Below are 17,645 nucleotides of genomic sequence, written 5' to 3'. Positions count from 1 at the left end.
GGGCTTCGGCGTTGCCTGATCGCCGGATCAGGTCAGAGCATGTGCCTGAGGAACTGGCCCGTGGCGGACTCCGCGACCGTCACGATGTCCTCGGGCGTCCCCGTCGCGACGACCTCGCCGCCGCGGGTGCCGCCGTCGGGCCCCATGTCGATGATCCAGTCCGCCGACTTGATGACGTCCAGGTTGTGCTCGATCGTCACCACCGTGTTCCCGGCGTCGACGAGGCGCTGCAGCACGGCGAGCAGCCGCCGGATGTCCTCGAAGTGGAGGCCGGTCGTCGGCTCGTCGAGCACGTAGAGCGTCCGGCCCGTCGACCGCTTCTGCAGCTCGGCCGCCAGCTTGACGCGCTGCGCCTCCCCGCCGGACAGGGTGGTCGCGGGCTGCCCGAGCCGCACGTAGCCCAGACCCACCTCCGTCAGCGTCTGCAGGTAGCGCGAGATCGACCCGATGGACTCGAAGAACTCCACCGCCTCGGAGATGGGCATGTCGAGCACCTCGGCGATCGTCTTGCCCTTGTAGTGCACCTCGAGGGTCTCCCGGTTGTAGCGCGCGCCGTGGCACACCTCGCAGGGCACGTAGACGTCGGGCAGGAAGTTCATCTCGATCTTGATGGTGCCGTCGCCCATGCAGTGCTCGCAGCGCCCACCCTTGACGTTGAACGAGAAGCGGCCGGGCTGGTAGCCGCGAACCTTCGCCTCGGGCGTCTTGGCGAACAGGGTGCGGATCTTGTCGAACACGCCGGTGTAGGTGGCGGGGTTGGACCGCGGGGTGCGGCCGATGGGCGACTGGTCGACCTGGATGACCTTGTCGATGTGTTCCAGGCCCTCCAGCGAGCGGTGCCGCCCCGGGACGGCCTTGGAGCCGTAGATGGCCTTGGCCGCGGCGGTGTAGAGGATCGAGTTGACCAGCGACGACTTGCCCGAGCCGGAGACGCCGGTCACGGCGATGAACTGGCCCAGGTTGAACGCGACGTCGACGCCGCGCAGGTTGTGCTCCCGCGCGCCCCGCACGACGATCTGCTTGCCGTTGCCCGGCCGGCGGATGGCGGGGACGGGGATGCTGAGCCGCCCCGACAGGTACTGGCCGGTGCGCGAGTCCGGGTGGTTGAGCAGCGCCTCGACGGTGCCCGACACCACGACCTCGCCGCCGCCCTCCCCCGCACCCGGGCCGATGTCGACGGCCCAGTCCGCGGCCCGGATGGTGTCCTCGTCGTGCTCGACGACGATGAGGGTGTTGCCGAGGTCGCGCAGCCGGTGCAGGGTCTCGATGAGGCGCATGTTGTCGCGTTGGTGCAGGCCGATGCTGGGCTCGTCGAGCACGTAGAGCACCCCGACCAGGCCCGAGCCGATCTGGGTCGCGAGCCGGATGCGCTGCGCCTCGCCGCCCGAGAGCGTGCCCGCGGCGCGGGACAGGGTCAGGTAGTCGAGGCCGACGTCGAGGAGGAACTTCAGCCGGGCGTTGATCTCCTTGACCAGCCGCTCCGCGATGGTCGCCTCGCGCTCCGTGAGCTCCAGGCCGCGGAGGAACTCGGCGGCCTCCCCGATGGACAGGTGCGCCAGCTGCGCGATGTTGTGTCCGGCCACCGTCACGGCGAGGCTCGACGGCTTGAGGCGGGCGCCGTCGCAGGCCGGGCAGTTGATCTCGCGCATGTAGCCGCCCCAGCGGTCGCGGGCGGCGTCGGTCTCCGCCTCGTCGTAGCGGCGGCGGATGAACGGGATGACTCCCTCGTACTTCTGGGAGAACGACCGCACGCGGCCGAACCGGTTGCGGTAGCTGACGACGACGTTGCCCTTGACGCCGTGCAGGAGGACCTTGCGGGCGGCCGCGCCGAGGTCGCGCCACGGGGTGGCCATGGAGAAGCCGTGCTCCTCCGCCAGCGAGCGCAGCACGTGGTCGTAGTGGGCCTTGATGGTGGGGGTGTTCCACGGCGCGATGGCGCCCTCGTCGAGCGACAGGTCGTCGTTGGGGATGAGCAGCTCGGGGTCCGGATCGAGCAGCGTGCCGAGGCCGGAGCACTCCGGACAGGCGCCCCAGGGGCCGTTGAAGGAGAACTGCCGGGGCTCGAGCTCGTCGATGTTGACGTCGTGCTCGTTGGGGCAGCCCATCTTCTCGGAGAACCGCCGCTCGCGCTCCGGGTCGTCGGCCGGGAGGTCGACGAAATCGATGGTCACGACGCCGCCGGCCAGCCCCAGCGCCGTCTCGACGGACTCGGTGATGCGCTGCTTGGCGGTCGGGCGCACCACGGCGCGGTCGACGACCACCTCGATGTCGTGCTTGCGGTTCTTGTCGATGGCCGGCACCTCGGTGAGCGGGTGCGTGTCGCCGTCGATCCGCACCCGGCTGTAGCCGTCGCCGACCAGCTGGCGGAACAGCTCCGCATGCTCACCCTTGCGGCCGCGCACCAGCGGGGCGAGGATCTGGAAGCGCGTGCCCTCCTCCAGCGCCATCAGCCGGTCCACGATCTGCTGGGGCGTCTGGCGGCCGATGACGGCCCCGCAGACCTCGCAGTGGGGCACGCCGATGCGCGCGAACAACAGCCGCAGGTAGTCGTAGACCTCGGTGATGGTGCCGACGGTGGAGCGCGGGTTCCGGCTGGTCGACTTCTGGTCGATCGACACCGCGGGCGAGAGCCCCTCGATGAAGTCGACGTCCGGCTTGTCCATCTGGCCGAGGAACATCCGCGCGTACGCCGACAGCGACTCGACGTAGCGGCGCTGCCCCTCCGCGAAGATGGTGTCGAACGCCAGCGACGACTTGCCGGACCCGCTCAACCCCGTGAACACGATGAGCGCGTCGCGGGGCAGATCCAGCGACACGTTCTTCAGGTTGTGGACGCGGGCACCCCGCACGACGAGCCGATCATTCACGCCCGCCATCGTACGGCGTTGCTAGGGTGGGCCCATGCCCACGAGCCGCGCCCCCTTCGTCGACGTGGTCGCGGCCGTCCGGGAACACACGTCACTCCTGCTGGGGCTCACCATCGGTTTCACCGACGACGACTGGGCCGAGCCGACGGCGCTGCCGGGCTGGACACGCAGCCACGTGGCGGCCCACCTCGTCGACGGGGCCCGCCGGCTCATCGCCGTCATCGAGAGCCTGGGCGCGGAGCGTTCCACGGCGTTGCACGTCGACGACGACGAGGAACGCCGCTCCGTCGAGGTCCTCGCGCTGGCCAGCGGGCTCGACCTGCAGATCAGCCTGGACACCTCCGCCAGCGAGCTGCAGGAGATGCTGCCCGCACTGGAGGGCGACACCACGCCCGTGGTGACCCGCTCCGGATACACCATCCCCGCCTGGCAGATCCCGCTGGCGCGCCTGGGCGAAGTGCTGCTGCACCACATGGACCTGGACGGGCGCGCCACGGTGGTCGACCTCGCGCCCGACACGGCAGTGGCGGTGCTCGCCTTCCAGGTGGAGCGCTACGCCGAGCGCCCGAACCGGCGGTCCGTGCGGCTCGTCGCCGACGAGGGGTACACGGCCGACGTCGACGGCGTCGACGACCAGGTGGAGGTGCGCGGCCCCGCCGCCGACCTCCTCCTCTGGCTCGCGCGCGGCGTGAGCTCCCCGCGCCTCATCCGCTCCTGGCTCTGACCTCCACCTCAGCGCCCGGCGAAATTGTCGGTGCCCCCTATTACCCTGGCTGGCATGCGTCCCGTCCACGAGCTGCGCCGCCAGGTGGCGCCCCTGAAGGTCATCTCCGAGTTCCAGCCCTCGGGAGATCAACCGCGCGCCATCGCGGAGCTGCAGCGCCGGATCGACAGCGGCGAGAAGGACGTGGTGCTGCTGGGCGCCACCGGCACCGGCAAGACGGCGACGGTCGCCTGGCTGGCGGAGCGGCTCCAGCGGCCGATGCTGGTCATGCAGCCCAACAAGACCCTGGCGGCCCAGTTCGCCAACGAGCTGCGCGACCTGCTGCCTGACAACGCCATCGAGTACTTCGTCTCGTACTACGACTACTACCAGCCGGAGGCCTACCTCCCGCAGACGGACACCTACATCGAGAAGGACTCCTCGCTCAACGAGGAGGTGGAGCGCATGCGGCACGCGGCCACCAGCTCGCTGCTCACGCGGCGCGACGTCATCGTCGTCGCCACGGTGTCCGCCATCTACGGCTTGGGCACGCCGCAGGAGTACCTGGAGCAGCGCGTCACGCTCCGGGTCGGCGACGAGATGGACCGGGACCAGCTGCTGCGGCACCTCGTGGACATCCAGTACGCGCGCAACGACATCGGCGGCGGCCGGGGCACCTTCCGGGTCAAGGGCGACACCCTCGAGATCTTCCCCATGTACGAGGAGAACGCGGTGCGCGTCGAATTCTTCGGCGACGAGATCGAGCGCATCGCCACGATGCACCCGCTCACCGGCACCGTCATCCACGAGGAGCAGGAGACCTACATCTTCCCGGCCACGCACTACTCCGCGGGCGCCGAGCGGATGGAGCGGGCCATCGGAAGCATCGAGGCCGAGCTCGCCACCCGGCTGGCGGACCTGGAGGCACAGGGCAAGCTGCTGGAGGCGCAGCGGCTGCGGATGCGCACGAGCTACGACATCGAGATGATGCGCCAGATCGGCACCTGCTCGGGCATCGAGAACTACTCGCGCCACATCGACGGCCGCACCCCCGGCAGCGCCCCCAGCTGTCTGCTCGACTACTTCCCCGAGGACTTCGTGCTGGTCGTCGACGAGTCCCACGTGACGATCCCGCAGATCGGCGGCATGTACGAGGGCGACGCGTCGCGCAAGCGCACGCTCGTCGAGCACGGGTTCCGGCTGCCGTCGGCCATGGACAACCGGCCGCTGAAGTTCGACGAGTTCGTCGAGCGGATCGGGCAGACGGTCTACCTCTCGGCCACGCCCGGGCCCTACGAGATGGACCGCTCGGACGGCTTCGTCGAGCAGATCATCCGCCCCACGGGCCTGGTGGACCCGGAGGTGGTGCTGAAACCCACCAAGGGGCAGATCGACGACCTCATGGCGGAGGTGAAGCTGCGCGTCGAACGCAACGAGCGCGTGCTCGTCACCACCCTGACGAAGAAGATGGCCGAGGACCTCACCGACTACCTCATGGATCACGGCATCCGCACCCGCTACCTGCACTCGGACATCGACACGATCCGCCGCATCGAGCTGCTGCGAGAACTGCGGCTCGGCGAGTACGACGTGCTGGTCGGCATCAACCTACTGCGGGAGGGCCTCGACCTGCCCGAGGTGTCGCTCGTCGCCATCCTCGACGCCGACAAGGAGGGCTTCCTGCGCTCCGAGCGGTCGCTGATCCAGACCATCGGCCGCGCCGCCCGTAACGTCGCCGGACAGGTCCACATGTACGCGGACAAGATCACGCCGTCGATGGAAGCCGCGATCGGGGAGACGAACCGACGCCGCGACATCCAGGTGGCCTACAACCTGGAGCACGGCATCGACCCCCAGCCGCTGCGCAAGCGGATCGCCGCCGTGTCGGAGATGCTCGCCCGCGAGGACGCGGACACGGGCGAGCTGCTGGACTCGGCCAAGCCCGGGCGCCGCAAGGGCCTCGACGCGTCGTCGATGGCGCAGGAGGAGCTGACGTCGCTGATCAAGGAACTCACCGACGCGATGCACCAGGCCGCCGCCGAGCTGCAGTTCGAGGTCGCGGCCAGGCACCGCGACGAGATCCACGACCTCAAGAAGGAGCTGCGCGCGATGATCGAGGCGACGAAGTAACCACGCGCAGCGCCCTAGACTGTCCAGGCATCCGGTTCTCAGAGAGGCGATCATGACTGTGCGTTTCGGCATCCTCGGCGCGGCGGGCATCACCCCGTCGGCCCTCATCGCGCCCGCCCACGCCAACCCCGACGTCGAGCTGGTCGCCGTCGCGGCCCGCAACCGCGGGCGGGCCGAGGAGTTCGCGGCCGAGCACGGCGTCGCGCAGGTCCTGGACTCCTACGACGATCTGCTCGCCTCCCCGGACGTGGACGCCGTCTACATCCCGCTGCCCAACTCGGCCCACGCCGAGTGGACGGTGCGCGCGGCGCGTGCCGGCAAGCACGTGCTGGTGGAGAAGCCGTTCGCGTCCAACGCCGAGGAGGCGCGGCGGGTCGTCGACGCCGTCGCCGGCCTCCCGATGGTGGTCATGGAGGCGTTCCACTACCGCCACCACCCGCTCATCCACCGGGCCGAGCAGCTGCTGGCCGAGGGCGCGATCGGCGACGTCGTGTCCGCCGAGGCCGTGTTCGACATCCACCTGCCGGACCGCACCAACATCCGCTACAACTGGGACCTGGCCGGCGGCTCGACCATGGACCTCGGCTGCTACTCCATCCACCTCCTGCGCACCCTGCTGCGCTCCGAGCCGCGCGTCATCTCCGCCGAGGCGCGCCGCGTCGACGGCGGCCAGATCGACGAGGCCCTCACGGCCCACCTGGAGTTCCCGGGCGGCATCCGGGCCGTCGCGTCGAGCTCGCTGCTCGAGGACTCCGAGCGGCAGAGCGGCGTGATCACGGGCACGCGCGGCAGCATCGCCATCGAGGGGTTCGTCAAGCCGCACGGCGGCAACTCGCTCACCCTCACCGTCGACGGACACAGCACCACCGAGGAGGTCGCGCCCGACGTGACCAGCTACGGCGCGCAGCTGGCCGCGTTCGTGGCCGCCGTCGAGGAGGGCGGCCCGGTGGTCGTGGACAGCGCGGACTCCATCGCGACCATGGAGGTCATCGACGCCTGCTACCGGGCCGCCGGCCTGGAGGCGCGGCGGGCGGTCCCCTGGTCGCTCTGACGGGCCTCCCCTGGCGGGGGCCGGCCGCCGTCGCTTAGGATGGGCGACGTTCGCGGGAGAACCGGCCCAGGCCGGTGCCGAAGGAGCAACCGCCCCGGAAACTCTCAGGCCCCAGGACCGCGAACGAGATCGACACTCTGGAAAGAGGCCCCCAGTGGGCCCGCCGAAGGATTCAAAATCTCAGGCACCGCGGACAGAGGGGGCGCTAGGGTGGAACACGCCACCCGCCAGCGCCGGTCTCCGGCGGGAAGGGGCCCGAGTTGTCGTCACCGAAGACCACCTCGCTGCACGGACTGCACGCCGAGACCGGCGCCAAGTTCGTCGAGTTCGCCGGCTGGGAGCTGCCGGTCCAGTTCGCGGGCGTCATGCCCGAACACCTCCACACGCGCGCCCACGCCAGCCTGTTCGACGTCTCGCACATGGGCCAGGTGCTCGTCACCGCCGACTCGGGTGACCCGTCGGACGCCGCGGCCGCCCTCGAGACGCTGATCCCGGCCGATCTCATCGGCCTGGCCGACGGGCGCCAGCGCTACGGGCTGTTCACCGACGAGCGCGGCGGCATCCTCGACGACCTCATGGTCTCCCGCCACGGCGACCGGTACCTCCTGGTCGTCAACGCCGCCCGCACCGAGCACGACCTCGGCTGGCTGCGGCAGCTCCGCGGCGTCGCCGTCGACCACCGCACCGACCGCGCCCTCCTCGCGCTCCAAGGCCCCGAGGCGGAGCGGGCCCTGGCCACGCTCATCCCCGAGGCCGCCCAGATGCGGTTCATGGACTCCCGGCCCCTGGAATGGGCCGGCCACGAGGTGTGGGTGTCGCGGTCCGGGTACACCGGCGAGGACGGCTTCGAGATCTCCGTCCCCAACGACGCCGCCGAGCAGTTCGCGCGCGCCCTGCTGGCCGTCGACGGCGTGCTGCCGGCCGGGCTCGGCGCCCGCGACTCCCTGCGCCTCGAGGCCGGCATGCCCCTCTACGGGCACGACCTGTCCACCGACGTGACCCCCGCGCAGGGCGGCCTCGGCTGGGCCGTGCCGAAGGTCCGACGCCTCGACGGCGCCCGCGAGGGCGGCTTCCCCGGCGCCGACGTCGTCCTCGCCGAGCTCCGCGACGGCCCGGCCCGCGTCCGGCGCGGACTGCGCCCGGAGGGCCGCGCCCCCATCCGCGAGGGGGTCGCGCTGTACGCCGACGACGCCGCCACCGAGCCCATCGGCACCGTGACCTCCGGCAGCTTCGGCCCGTCGGTCGGCCACCCCATCGCCATGGGGATGCTCCCCGCGGAGATCGGCGGCACCGTCCACGCCGAGCTGCGCGGCCGGCGCGTCCCCGTCGCCGTCGTCGACCTGCCCTTCATCACCCCGTCCTACAAGCGCTGAGGAGTCACCATGATCAAGTACACCGAGACCCACGAGTGGCTGGCCGCCGACGGCAGCGAGGTCACCGTCGGCATCACGCAGTTCGCCGCCGACGAGCTGGGCGAGATCGTGTTCATCGAGCTGCCCGAGGTGGGGGCCGACGTCACGGCAGGCACCGAGGTCGTCGTCATCGAGTCGGTCAAGGCCGCCTCCGAGATCATGGCGCCGGTGGCCGGCACCGTCACCGCCGTCAACGAAGAACTCGTCGACAACCCGGGCCTGGTCAACGAGGACGCGACGGCGGCCTGGTTCTTCCGCATGACGGTGGCCGACCCCGGCGTCCTCGACGGCCTCCTCGACGAGGACGCGTACCGCGCGCGGATCGGCGCATGACGGGCGCCTGGGAGCGGGTCGGCTACGACCCCGACGACTTCGCCAACCGCCGGCACATCGGCCCCAGCCCTGCCGAGATGGACCGCATGCTCGGCGCCGTGGGCGTCTCGTCGCTCGATGAGCTCATCGACGAGACCGTCCCCGGACAGCTGCGGCAGGACCAGCCCCTCGACTGGGATCCCCTGACCGAGTACCAGCTTCTCCAGCGGCTGCGCGCCGTGGGGTCGCGCAATACGGTCACCACGTCGCTCATCGGCCAGGGCTACTACGGCACCGTGGTCCCGCCGGCGATCCAGCGCAACGTGCTGGAGAACCCGGCCTGGTACACCGCGTACACGCCCTACCAGCCGGAGATCGCACAGGGCCGGCTCGAGGCGCTGCTCAACTTCCAGACGATGGTCGAGGACCTGACCGGGCTGCCGATCGCCAACGCGAGCCTGCTCGACGAGGCCACCGCGGCGGCCGAGGCCATGGGGATGGCCAAGCGGGCGGCCAAGTCCCGCAGCACGCGGTTCTTCGCCGCCGACGACCTCCACCCGCAGGTCCTGGCCGTCCTCGCGACGCGCGCGCGGCCGCTGGGCATCGAGCTCGTCGTCGGCCCCGTCGACGAGTTCGACGCCGCCGACCTCTGCGGCGCCATCTTCGCCCACCCCGGCACCTACGGCCACGTGCGCGACCTCAGCAGCCAGTGCGCGGCGGTCCGCGAGGCGGGCGGCATCGCCGTCGTGGCGACCGACCTGCTGGCGCTGTGCCTGGTCAAGGACCCCGGAGCCATGGGCGCGGACATCGCCATCGGCTCCGCGCAGCGCTTCGGCGTGCCCATGGGCTTCGGCGGCCCCCACGCCGCGTTCATGGCGTGCCGCGACGAGCTCAAGCGCGCCATGCCGGGCCGCCTCGTCGGCGTCTCGGTCGACGCCCGCGGCAACCGCGCCTACCGGCTGGCGCTCCAGACCCGCGAGCAGCACATCCGCCGGGAGAAGGCCACCTCCAACGTGTGCACCGCGCAGGCGCTGCTCGCCGTCATGGCCTCCTTCTACGCCGTGTTCCACGGACCCGTCGGCCTGCGCGCCATCGCGCAGCGCACCCACCTCATGGCCGCGACGCTCGCCGCCACGCTGCGCGCCAACGGCGCCGAGGTCGAGCCGGAGCACTTCTTCGACACCATCACGGTCCGCGTCGGGGTGGGCCAGGCCGGGATCCTGGCCGCCGCGGAGCACCGCGGCATCAACCTGCGCCGCGTGGGCCGCGACCGCGTCGGGATCTCCGTCGACGAAACCACCGACCTCGAGGTCCTGCACCGGGTCCTCGACGCCTTCGGCATCGACGAGCAGCCCCAGCTGGGCGAGACGCCCGCGCTCCCGGACCCCCTGCTGCGCACGAGCGAGTACCTCACCCACCCGGTGTTCCACATGAACCGGGCCGAGTCGGAGATGATGCGCTACATGCGTCGCCTGAGCGACCGCGACCTCGCGCTGGACCGGGCGATGATCCCGCTCGGCTCCTGCACGATGAAGCTCAACGCGGCCGCCGAGATGATGGCGCTGACGTGGCCCGAGTTCGGCGACCTTCACCCCTTCGCCCCCGCCCACCAGGCGGCCGGGTACCAGGAGCTCGTCGCCGATCTCGAGGCCAAGCTGTGCGAGATCACCGGCTACGACGCCTTCTCCATGCAGCCGAACTCCGGCGCGCAGGGCGAGTACGCCGGGCTGCTCACGATCGCCGCCTACCACCGAGCCCGCGGCGAACAGCGCGACGTCTGCCTCATCCCCACCTCCGCCCACGGCACCAACCCGGCCTCCGCGCAGATGGCGGGCATGCGGGTCGTCGCCGTCAAGGCCACGTCCGACGGCGAGATCGACGTCGACGACTTCCGGGCCAAGGCCGAGGCGGCCGGGGACTCGCTGGCGGCGGTGATGATCACCTACCCGTCGACGCACGGCGTCTTCGAGGAGACCGTGCGCCAGGTGTGCGACATCACGCACGAGTTCGGCGGCCAGGTCTACATCGACGGCGCGAACATGAACGCCATGGTGGGCCTGGTGCGGCCCGGTGACATCGGCGGCGACGTCAGCCACCTGAACCTGCACAAGACCTTCGCCATCCCCCACGGCGGCGGCGGTCCCGGCATGGGCCCCATCGGCGTCAAGAGCCACCTCGTCGAGCACCTGCCCGGCGACCCGCGCACCGGCGAGGAGGGCGCGGTCTCCGCCGCGCCGCTCGGGTCGGCCTCCATCCTGCTGATCTCGTGGGCGTACATCCTGCTCATGGGCGGCGCCGGCCTCACCCAGGCCACCCGGGTGGCGATCCTCAGCGCCAACTACCTCGCCGCCCGCCTCGGCGACGCCTTCCCGATCCTCTACCGGGGTCGCGGCGGGCGCGTGGCGCACGAGTGCATCGTCGACCCCCGCGGCTACGCCTCGCACGGCGTCACCGTCGACGACATCGCCAAGCGCCTCATCGACCACGGCTTCCACGCGCCCACCATGTCGTTCCCCGTCGCGGGGACCCTCATGATCGAGCCGACGGAGTCCGAGACGCTGGCGGAGCTGGACCGCTTCGTCGCGGCGATGCTGGACATCGCGCGGGAGGCGGACCAGGTGGTCGCGGGCGAGGTGTCGGCCGAGGAGTCACCGCTCCGGCGGGCGCCGCACACGGTCGAGGACCTCGTGGCCGACTGGGACCGCCCCTACTCCCGCGAGCAGGGCTGCTTCCCGGCGGGGTCGTTCCGCGTGGACAAGTACTGGCCGCCCGTCGGCCGGGTCGACAACGCCTACGGCGACCGCAACCTCGTGTGCGCCTGCCCGCCCTGGGAAGGCACCGACGCGGCCACCAGCTGAGGCCACAGCGCCTCCACCTGGCGGACGGTCGACGCCTGGTCGCCCGAGTTGTCGATGACCCAGTCGGCGACCGCCCGCCGGTCCTCCCGCGACGCCTGGGCCCGCACCCGGGCGCGGGCCTGCTCGGTGGTGAGGTCGTTGCGGTGGATCAGCCGCGACACCTGAATCTCCGTGGGCACGTCGACCACCACGACGCGGTCGAACCCGCGGTGCAGCCCCGTCTCGACGAGCAACGGCACCACCTGGACCACGACGGCGCCCGCGGGTGCCGCGGCCTCCAGCGCAAGCGCCCGCTCCCGGACCAGCGGGTGCACGATCGCGTTGAGGTCGGCCCGGGCGTCGTCGTCGGCGAACACGATCTCGCCCAGCGCCGGCCGGTCCAGCGCGCCGTCCGGAGTGAGGATGCCGCGTCCGAACCGCTCGACGACGCGCCGCAGCCCCTCGGTCCCCGGGGCGACCACCTCGCGCGCGAGGACGTCGGAGTCGACGATGACCGCGCCGAGGCGCGCCAGTTCCTCGGCGACGAAGGACTTGCCGGAGGCGATCCCCCCGGTCAGCGCGATGCGGACCATGAGCCCGATGCTAGTGGCTGGGGGGAACGCAGAAGCCGCCCCCCTCGAGTGAGGGGGGCGGCTTCGTGTGTCAGGGTCAGCGTCCGCCGGAGAGCTTCTCGCGGAGAGCCTGCAGCGTCTCGTCCGAGGCGAGCGAGCCGTCGCCGTCGGTCTCGGTGACGTAGCCGGTGCCGGCCTGCACGGCCGCGTCGCGCTCGGCGGTCTCGGCCGACTCGACCTGGCGCTTGTGGGCCTCCCACAGCGCGTGGGCCTGGGCGTACTGGGCCTCCCAAGCAGCGCGCTGCTCGTCGAAGCCTTCCTTCCACTCGTTGGTCTCCGGATCGAAGCCCTCGGGGTAGATGTAGTTGCCCTGGTCGTCGTAGGACGCCTGCATGCCGTAGAGCAGCGGATCGAAGTCGTCAGCCGCGACGTCGATGTTCTCGTTGGCCTGCTTGAGCGACAGCGACACGCGGCGACGCTCGAGATCGATGTCGATGACCTTGACCATGACCTCGTCGCCCACCGACACGACCTGCTCGGGGATCTCGACGTGGCGCTCGGCCAGCTCGGACACGTGCACCAGGCCCTCGATGCCCTCGCCGACGCGCACGAACGCGCCGAAGGGGACGAGCTTGGTGACCTTGCCCGGCACGATCTGGCCGATCTGGTGCAGACGGGCGAACGTCTGCCACGGATCCTCCTGCGTGGCCTTCAGCGACAGCGAGACGCGCTCGCGGTCCATGTCGACCTCGAGAACCTCGACGGTGACCGGCATGCCGACCTCGACAACCTCGTTGGGGTGGTCGATGTGCTTCCAGCTGAGCTCGGAGACGTGCACGAGGCCGTCCACACCGCCGAGATCGACGAAGGCGCCGAAGTTGACGATCGAGGACACGACACCCTTGCGGATCTGGCCCTTCTGCAGCTGGGTGAGGAACGTCTGGCGCACCTCGGACTGCGTCTGCTCAAGGTAGGCGCGGCGGGACAGGACCACGTTGTTGCGGTTCTTGTCCAGCTCGATGATCTTGGCCTCGAGCTCCATGCCGACGTAGGGCTGGAGGTCGCGGACGCGGCGCATCTCGACCAGCGACGCGGGCAGGAAGCCACGCAGGCCGATGTCGACGATGAGGCCGCCCTTGACCACCTCGATGACGGAGCCGGTGACGACGCCGTCCTCTTCCTTGATCTTCTCGATCGTGCCCCAGGCGCGCTCGTACTGCGCGCGCTTCTTGGACAGGATCAGGCGACCCTCCTTGTCCTCCTTCTGCTGAACGAGGGCCTCGATCTCATCGCCCACCTGGACCACGTCGAACGGGTCCACGTCGTGCTTGATGGAGAGTTCCTTCGAGGGGATGACGCCTTCGGTCTTGTAACCGATGTCGAGCAGGACTTCGTCCTTGTCGACCTTGACGACGGTGCCGGAGACGATGTCCCCGTCGTTGAAGTACTTGATGGTGGCGTCAACCGCGGCCATGAAGGCCTCAGGGGTGCCAAAGTCGTCGACTGCGACAGTCGAGGCCTCAGTGGAGGAGGTCATGTAGTAGGGCTCCGAAAATGATGACTGTGCACCGGGGCCCCGTCGAAGACATGCCGTCCCTACTCCGTCTGAGGGATTGCAGGCCACAATGCCCGCTCAGCCTACCTCCCGCTGCCGCCCACAAGCAACCTAGCCGAGGGCCGGCCCGACGGTCCGGTCAGCTTAGCCGTTTCGGTGTGGGCGGGCCAGTGAATAAGCTGGCTGCGTGACCTCCGCTCCGTCGTCGGCCCGCTCGCGCCGCCCGCTCGTCATCGCCGTCGCCGTCGTCGGCGTGCTCGCGCTGCTGCTCGTGGCTCTGCTGTGGAACCGGGGCGGGTCCGAGGCGGTGCCTGCGGCCTCCGTCGCGCCGTCGTCGTCGGCCCCCGTGGCCGTCGCCTCACCGAGTCCGACCGTCTCTGCGGCGTCGCCGTCACCCTCGCCGACGCCGTCGCCCACGCCGTCGGAACCCGTGTCCCCGGAGCTCGCGGACTGCACCGCGGTCGCCGAGGGGTTCGTGCCCACCCGGTTCGCGATCCCCGCCGTCGGCGCGGACGAGCGGGTCGTCTCGCTGAACCTCGACGACGAGGGCAACATTGCCGCTCCGCCGAAGGACGAGCCCCGCACCGCGTCGTGGTGGAACGGCGGGCCGCGCCCCGGGGCGGAGGAGGGTCAGGCGCTGCTGTCGATCCACACGTACCGCAACGGCGGCGCGCTGGGCAACGAGCTGTATTCCGACGGCGGGCCGGCCCTTGAGGCGGGCGACGTCATCAAGCTGTACGGCGACGACGGCCAGGTGCAGTGCTACGAGTTCACCGAGGCGCTGAAGGTGTGGGTTGAGGACTACGACCCCCAGTCCGACGTGATGATCGACTTCGACGGCGACCCCCGGCTGGCCATCATCATCTGCTGGGACTTCAACCGCTCGACGGAGAACTGGGACTCGCGCGTCTTCTTCTACGGCACCCCGATCACGCCCGGCGCCTGAGCGTCAGTGGGCGGCGGACTGCCAGGAGTCGCCCACTCCCACCGACACCGCCAGCGGCACGGCGAGGTCGAACGCGCCGGCCATCTCCCGATGGACGAGGTCGGTAAGGGCGTCGCGCTCCCCCGGCGCCACCTCGAAGACGAGTTCGTCGTGAACCTGCAGCAGCATCCGGCTGGCGAGCCCCGCCTCGTCGAGCGCGCGGGCCACGTTGATCATCGCCACCTTGATGACGTCGGCCGCCGAACCCTGGATCGGTGAGTTGAGGGCCGCCCGCTCCGCCATCTCGCGGCGCTGCCGGTTCGACGACGTGAGGTCCGGCAGGTAGCGGCGCCGGCCGAGCATGGTCTCGGTGTAGCCGCTGCGCCGGGCCTGCTCCACGACGTCGGCCAGGTAGGCGCGGACTCCCCCGACGCGGGAGAAGTAGTCCTCCATGAGCGTCTTCGCCTCGGCGACGGAGATCTTCAGCTGGTTCGACAGCCCGAACGCGCTGAGACCGTAGGCGAGGCCGTAGTTCATGGCCTTGATCTTGGCCCGCATCTCGCCCGTGACGTCCTCCGGCTCCACGCGGAATACGAGCGAGGCCATCTCGTTGTGGAAGTCGCGGCCGGACGTGAACGCCTCGATGAGGCCCTCGTCAGCGCTCGCGTGCGCCATGAGCCGCATCTCGATCTGCGAGTAGTCCGCCGACATCAGCGATTCGAAGCCCGGCCCCGGCACGAACGCGGAGCGGATCTGGCGCCCCATCGAGGTGCGGATGGGGATGTTCTGCAGGTTCGGGTCGGTCGACGACAGGCGCCCGGTGGCGGCGATGGTCTGGACGTAGGTGGTGTGGATGCGGGCGTCGTCGGCGATCGAGGACAGGAGGCCGTCGACGGTCTGCCGCAGCCGGATCTGGTCGCGGTGCGCGAGCAGGTGGCCGAGGAACGGGTGCTCGGTCTTGGCGAACAGGGACTCCAGCGCCTCCGCGTCCGTGGTGTAGCCGGACTTGGTCTTGCGGGTCTTCGGCATCCCGAGCTCGTCGAACAGCACGGTCTGGAGCTGCTTGGGCGAGCCGAGGTTCACCTCGTGACCGAGCACGTCGAAGGCGGCCTGCTGGGCCGCGGCGACGGCGCGGTCGAACTCGTCGCGCAGCGCCTGCAGCCTCTCCCGGTCCACCGCGACCCCGCCCGCCTCCATCCGCGCGAGCGTCCGCTGCAGCGGCAGCTCGACGTCCGTCATGAGCCGCGACGCGTTGCGCTCGGCCATCTGGCGGTCCAGCTCGTCGGCCAGGTCGAACACCGCCCGGGCGTGCAGGAGGGGCACCTCGATGGAGGCGCCGTCATCGTCGCCGAAGTCGAGGGCCAGCTGCGCGTCGTCAGCGGCGGCCGGCTGCGTCGACAGATCCCGCTTGAGATAGCGGGTCACCAGGTCACCAAGGTCGTACGTGCGCTGGTCCGGGCGCAGCAGGTAGGCGGCCAGCAGCGTGTCCTGCGCGACACCGGCCAGGTCCCAGCCCCGCGCCCAGCAGGCCAGCGTCGGGCCCTTGGCGCCGTGGATGAGCTTCCCGCGCCCGGGGTCGGCGAGCCACGCAGCCAGCGCCTGATCGTCCTCGGGGGTGAGGTCGGCGGTGTCGACGTAGGCGCCCGCCCCGTCGGCCGCCGCCAGCGCAAAGCCGGTGATGTCGCCGGTGCCGCCGCCCCAGCGGCCCACGGCGTGCAGAGCGGTGCGGTCGGTGGCGTGCTCGGCGAGCCAGTCGGCCAGGGCCCCGGGAGCCAGCCGGGCGCCGTCGACGGCGAAGCTCTCGGTCGCCACGGGCTCGGCGGGGGCCAGGTCCAGCAGTCGCTCGCGGAGCACGCGGAACTCGAGGGCGTCGAACAGGTGGTGGACGCGCTCGCGGTCCCAGTCGCGGCGCTTGGTCTCGGCGAGGTCGACGGCGAGGTCGAGATCGCACACCAGGGCGTTGAGGCGGCGGTTGCGCACGACGTCGTCGAGGTGGGCGCGGAACGACTCCCCCGCCTTGCCCGGCACCTGCTCGGCGCGCGCCACGAGGTTGTCGAGGCCGTCGAACTGGGCCAGCCACTTCGCGGCCGTCTTGGGGCCGACGCCCGGGACGCCGGGGAGGTTGTCGCTGGTCTCGCCCACCAGCGCGGCGAGCTCGGGGTAGCGCGCCGGCGGCACGAGGTACTTCTCCTCCACCGTCGCCGGCGTCATGCGCGCGAGGTCCGAAACGCCCTTGCGCGGGTAGAGGACGGTGACGTGGTCGTTGACCAGCTGCATGGCGTCGCGGTCTCCGGTGACGATGTAGACGTCGTAGCCGTCGGCGGCGGCCTGGGTGGAGAGGGTCGCGATGATGTCGTCGGCCTCGTAGCCCGCCAGGTCGAGGTGCGGGATCTTCAGCGCGTCCAGCACGTCCTTGACCAGCGCGACCTGGCCCTTGAACTCCTCCGGCGACGAGGTCCGGTTGGCCTTGTACTCGGGATAGCTTTCGGTGCGGAACGACTCGCGCGCCTTGTCGAACGCGACGATGATGTGCGTCGGCTGCTCGTCGCGCAGCACGTTGATGAGCATCGACGTGAACCCGAACACCGCGTTGGTGTGCTGCCCCGTGGTGGTGGCGAAGTTCTCCACGGGTAGGGCGAAGAACGCGCGGTAGGCCACCGAATGGCCGTCGATCAGCAGCAGCTTGCCCGTCTCAGTCACGGAGCGAGCCTACCGAAGGTGTGGCAGAGTGCAGCCCATGAACGCCACCCCCGACTGGCTGCGCGACGTCCATTCCCCGCTCGACGACCGGCTCGGCGTCGTGATCACGGAGCTGAGCCCCGAGCGTGTCGTGGGGTCCATGCCCGTCGACGGCAATCAGCAGCCGTTCGGTCTGCTGCACGGCGGCGCGTCCGGGGTGCTGGTCGAGACGCTCGCGTCGATGGGGGCGATGGCGCACGGGTATCCGGACCGCGTGGGTGTCGGGGTGGACCTGAACGTGACGCATGTGCGCGCGGCGCGGGCGGGACACGTGACGGGGACGGCGACGGCCATCCACCTGGGTCGGTCCATCGCCACGTACCGGGTGGACATCGTCGACGACAAGGGTCGTCTGACCGCCACCGGGCGGTTGACGTGCCACATGATCCCGGCGCGCCCCGCCCCCTGACCCGCGCCCGGCCCTGACGGTCGCCCCTGGGCCGCGCCGCCGTCGCCGCCCCTGCCCGGCCCGGCCGCCGCCCCTGACCGCGCCACGCCGTCGCTCCACCCGCCCCGCGCCTTCCGCGCCGGGCCGCCCCTGA

General features: G+C 71.0%; 12 protein-coding genes and 1 riboswitch. Of the genes, 8 read left to right on the top strand and 4 right to left on the bottom strand.

Annotated elements, in window-relative coordinates; translation table 11 throughout:
* Positions 1 to 32: 32 nt before the first annotated feature.
* Positions 33 to 2,876, bottom strand: coding sequence for an excinuclease ABC subunit UvrA (gene uvrA / locus BCR15_RS12225; protein WP_068752496.1), 2,844 nt, complete (start codon positions 2,874 to 2,876; stop codon positions 33 to 35).
* Between the two features lie 25 nt (positions 2,877 to 2,901).
* Between uvrA and BCR15_RS12220 the strand changes: the two genes are divergently transcribed.
* From BCR15_RS12220 to gcvP, 6 genes are all read left to right on the top strand, one after another.
* Positions 2,902 to 3,591: a maleylpyruvate isomerase family mycothiol-dependent enzyme gene (locus BCR15_RS12220; RefSeq protein ID WP_068752495.1), complete on the top strand. Its 690-nt coding sequence runs from the start codon at positions 2,902 to 2,904 to the stop codon at positions 3,589 to 3,591.
* A 54-nt stretch (positions 3,592 to 3,645) separates the two neighbouring features.
* Positions 3,646 to 5,700, top strand: coding sequence for an excinuclease ABC subunit UvrB (uvrB, locus tag BCR15_RS12215; RefSeq protein ID WP_068752494.1), 2,055 nt, complete (start codon positions 3,646 to 3,648; stop codon positions 5,698 to 5,700).
* A 52-nt stretch (positions 5,701 to 5,752) separates the two neighbouring features.
* A complete protein-coding gene (locus tag BCR15_RS12210; protein WP_068752493.1) occupies positions 5,753 to 6,751 on the top strand; it encodes a Gfo/Idh/MocA family protein in 999 nt (332 codons plus the stop codon).
* A 43-nt stretch (positions 6,752 to 6,794) separates the two neighbouring features.
* Positions 6,795 to 6,881: riboswitch (glycine riboswitch) on the top strand.
* A gap of 130 nt (positions 6,882 to 7,011) precedes the next feature.
* On the top strand, positions 7,012 to 8,124 hold the full coding sequence (gene gcvT, locus BCR15_RS12205; protein ID WP_068752492.1) for a glycine cleavage system aminomethyltransferase GcvT: 1,113 nt from the start codon (positions 7,012 to 7,014) through the stop codon (positions 8,122 to 8,124).
* A 9-nt stretch (positions 8,125 to 8,133) separates the two neighbouring features.
* The gene (gene gcvH / locus BCR15_RS12200; RefSeq protein ID WP_068752491.1) at positions 8,134 to 8,496 is read left to right on the top strand and encodes a glycine cleavage system protein GcvH; all 363 of its coding nucleotides are present in this window, start codon (positions 8,134 to 8,136) and stop codon (positions 8,494 to 8,496) included.
* A complete protein-coding gene (gene gcvP / locus BCR15_RS12195; RefSeq protein WP_068752490.1) occupies positions 8,493 to 11,333 on the top strand; it encodes an aminomethyl-transferring glycine dehydrogenase in 2,841 nt (946 codons plus the stop codon). The genes gcvH and gcvP overlap by 4 nt, the downstream gene beginning before the upstream one ends.
* Here the strand turns inward: gcvP and coaE are convergent.
* Together coaE and rpsA are read right to left on the bottom strand one after the other, a co-directional pair.
* The gene (gene coaE / locus BCR15_RS12190) at positions 11,267 to 11,905 is read right to left on the bottom strand and encodes a dephospho-CoA kinase (RefSeq protein ID WP_068752489.1); all 639 of its coding nucleotides are present in this window, start codon (positions 11,903 to 11,905) and stop codon (positions 11,267 to 11,269) included. The genes gcvP and coaE overlap by 67 nt on opposite strands.
* A 76-nt stretch (positions 11,906 to 11,981) precedes the next feature.
* Positions 11,982 to 13,421: a 30S ribosomal protein S1 gene (gene rpsA / locus BCR15_RS12185; protein ID WP_068752488.1), complete on the bottom strand. Its 1,440-nt coding sequence runs from the start codon at positions 13,419 to 13,421 to the stop codon at positions 11,982 to 11,984.
* Positions 13,422 to 13,626: 205 nt separating this feature from the next.
* Between rpsA and BCR15_RS12180 the strand changes: the two genes are divergently transcribed.
* A complete protein-coding gene (locus BCR15_RS12180; protein ID WP_068752487.1) occupies positions 13,627 to 14,385 on the top strand; it encodes a class F sortase in 759 nt (252 codons plus the stop codon).
* A 3-nt stretch (positions 14,386 to 14,388) separates the two neighbouring features.
* On the opposite strand, the gene polA is transcribed toward BCR15_RS12180, so the two are convergent.
* On the bottom strand, positions 14,389 to 17,064 hold the full coding sequence (gene polA / locus BCR15_RS12175; RefSeq protein ID WP_068752486.1) for a DNA polymerase I: 2,676 nt from the start codon (positions 17,062 to 17,064) through the stop codon (positions 14,389 to 14,391).
* 37 nt (positions 17,065 to 17,101) lie between these two features.
* Here polA and BCR15_RS12170 point away from each other — a divergent pair, with 37 nt between their 5' ends.
* Positions 17,102 to 17,512, top strand: a complete 411-nt coding sequence (locus BCR15_RS12170) for a PaaI family thioesterase (RefSeq protein WP_068752485.1) — start codon at positions 17,102 to 17,104, stop codon at positions 17,510 to 17,512.
* The last annotated feature ends 133 nt before the right edge of the window (positions 17,513 to 17,645 follow it).

The sequence above is a fragment of the Tessaracoccus lapidicaptus genome (assembly GCF_001693815.1).
Classification (GTDB): domain Bacteria; phylum Actinomycetota; class Actinomycetes; order Propionibacteriales; family Propionibacteriaceae; genus Arachnia; species Arachnia lapidicapta.
The sequence above is the reverse complement of the archived record's forward strand: the minus strand, read 5'-3'. Positions and strand labels throughout refer to the sequence as shown.

Bases quoted from the DNA above. Each gene is read 5' to 3' on its own strand.
- BCR15_RS12220 (WP_068752495.1), top strand. From the start codon at position 2,902: ATGCCCACGAGCCGCGCCCCCTTCGTCGACGTGGTCGCGGCCGTCCGG.
- coaE (WP_068752489.1), bottom strand. From the start codon at position 11,905: ATGGTCCGCATCGCGCTGACCGGGGGGATCGCCTCCGGCAAGTCCTTC.
- uvrA (WP_068752496.1), bottom strand. From the start codon at position 2,876: ATGGCGGGCGTGAATGATCGGCTCGTCGTGCGGGGTGCCCGCGTCCAC.
- BCR15_RS12210 (WP_068752493.1), top strand. From the start codon at position 5,753: ATGACTGTGCGTTTCGGCATCCTCGGCGCGGCGGGCATCACCCCGTCG.
- gcvP (WP_068752490.1), top strand. From the start codon at position 8,493: ATGACGGGCGCCTGGGAGCGGGTCGGCTACGACCCCGACGACTTCGCC.
- uvrB (WP_068752494.1), top strand. From the start codon at position 3,646: ATGCGTCCCGTCCACGAGCTGCGCCGCCAGGTGGCGCCCCTGAAGGTC.
- rpsA (WP_068752488.1), bottom strand. From the start codon at position 13,421: ATGACCTCCTCCACTGAGGCCTCGACTGTCGCAGTCGACGACTTTGGC.
- BCR15_RS12170 (WP_068752485.1), top strand. From the start codon at position 17,102: ATGAACGCCACCCCCGACTGGCTGCGCGACGTCCATTCCCCGCTCGAC.
- gcvH (WP_068752491.1), top strand. From the start codon at position 8,134: ATGATCAAGTACACCGAGACCCACGAGTGGCTGGCCGCCGACGGCAGC.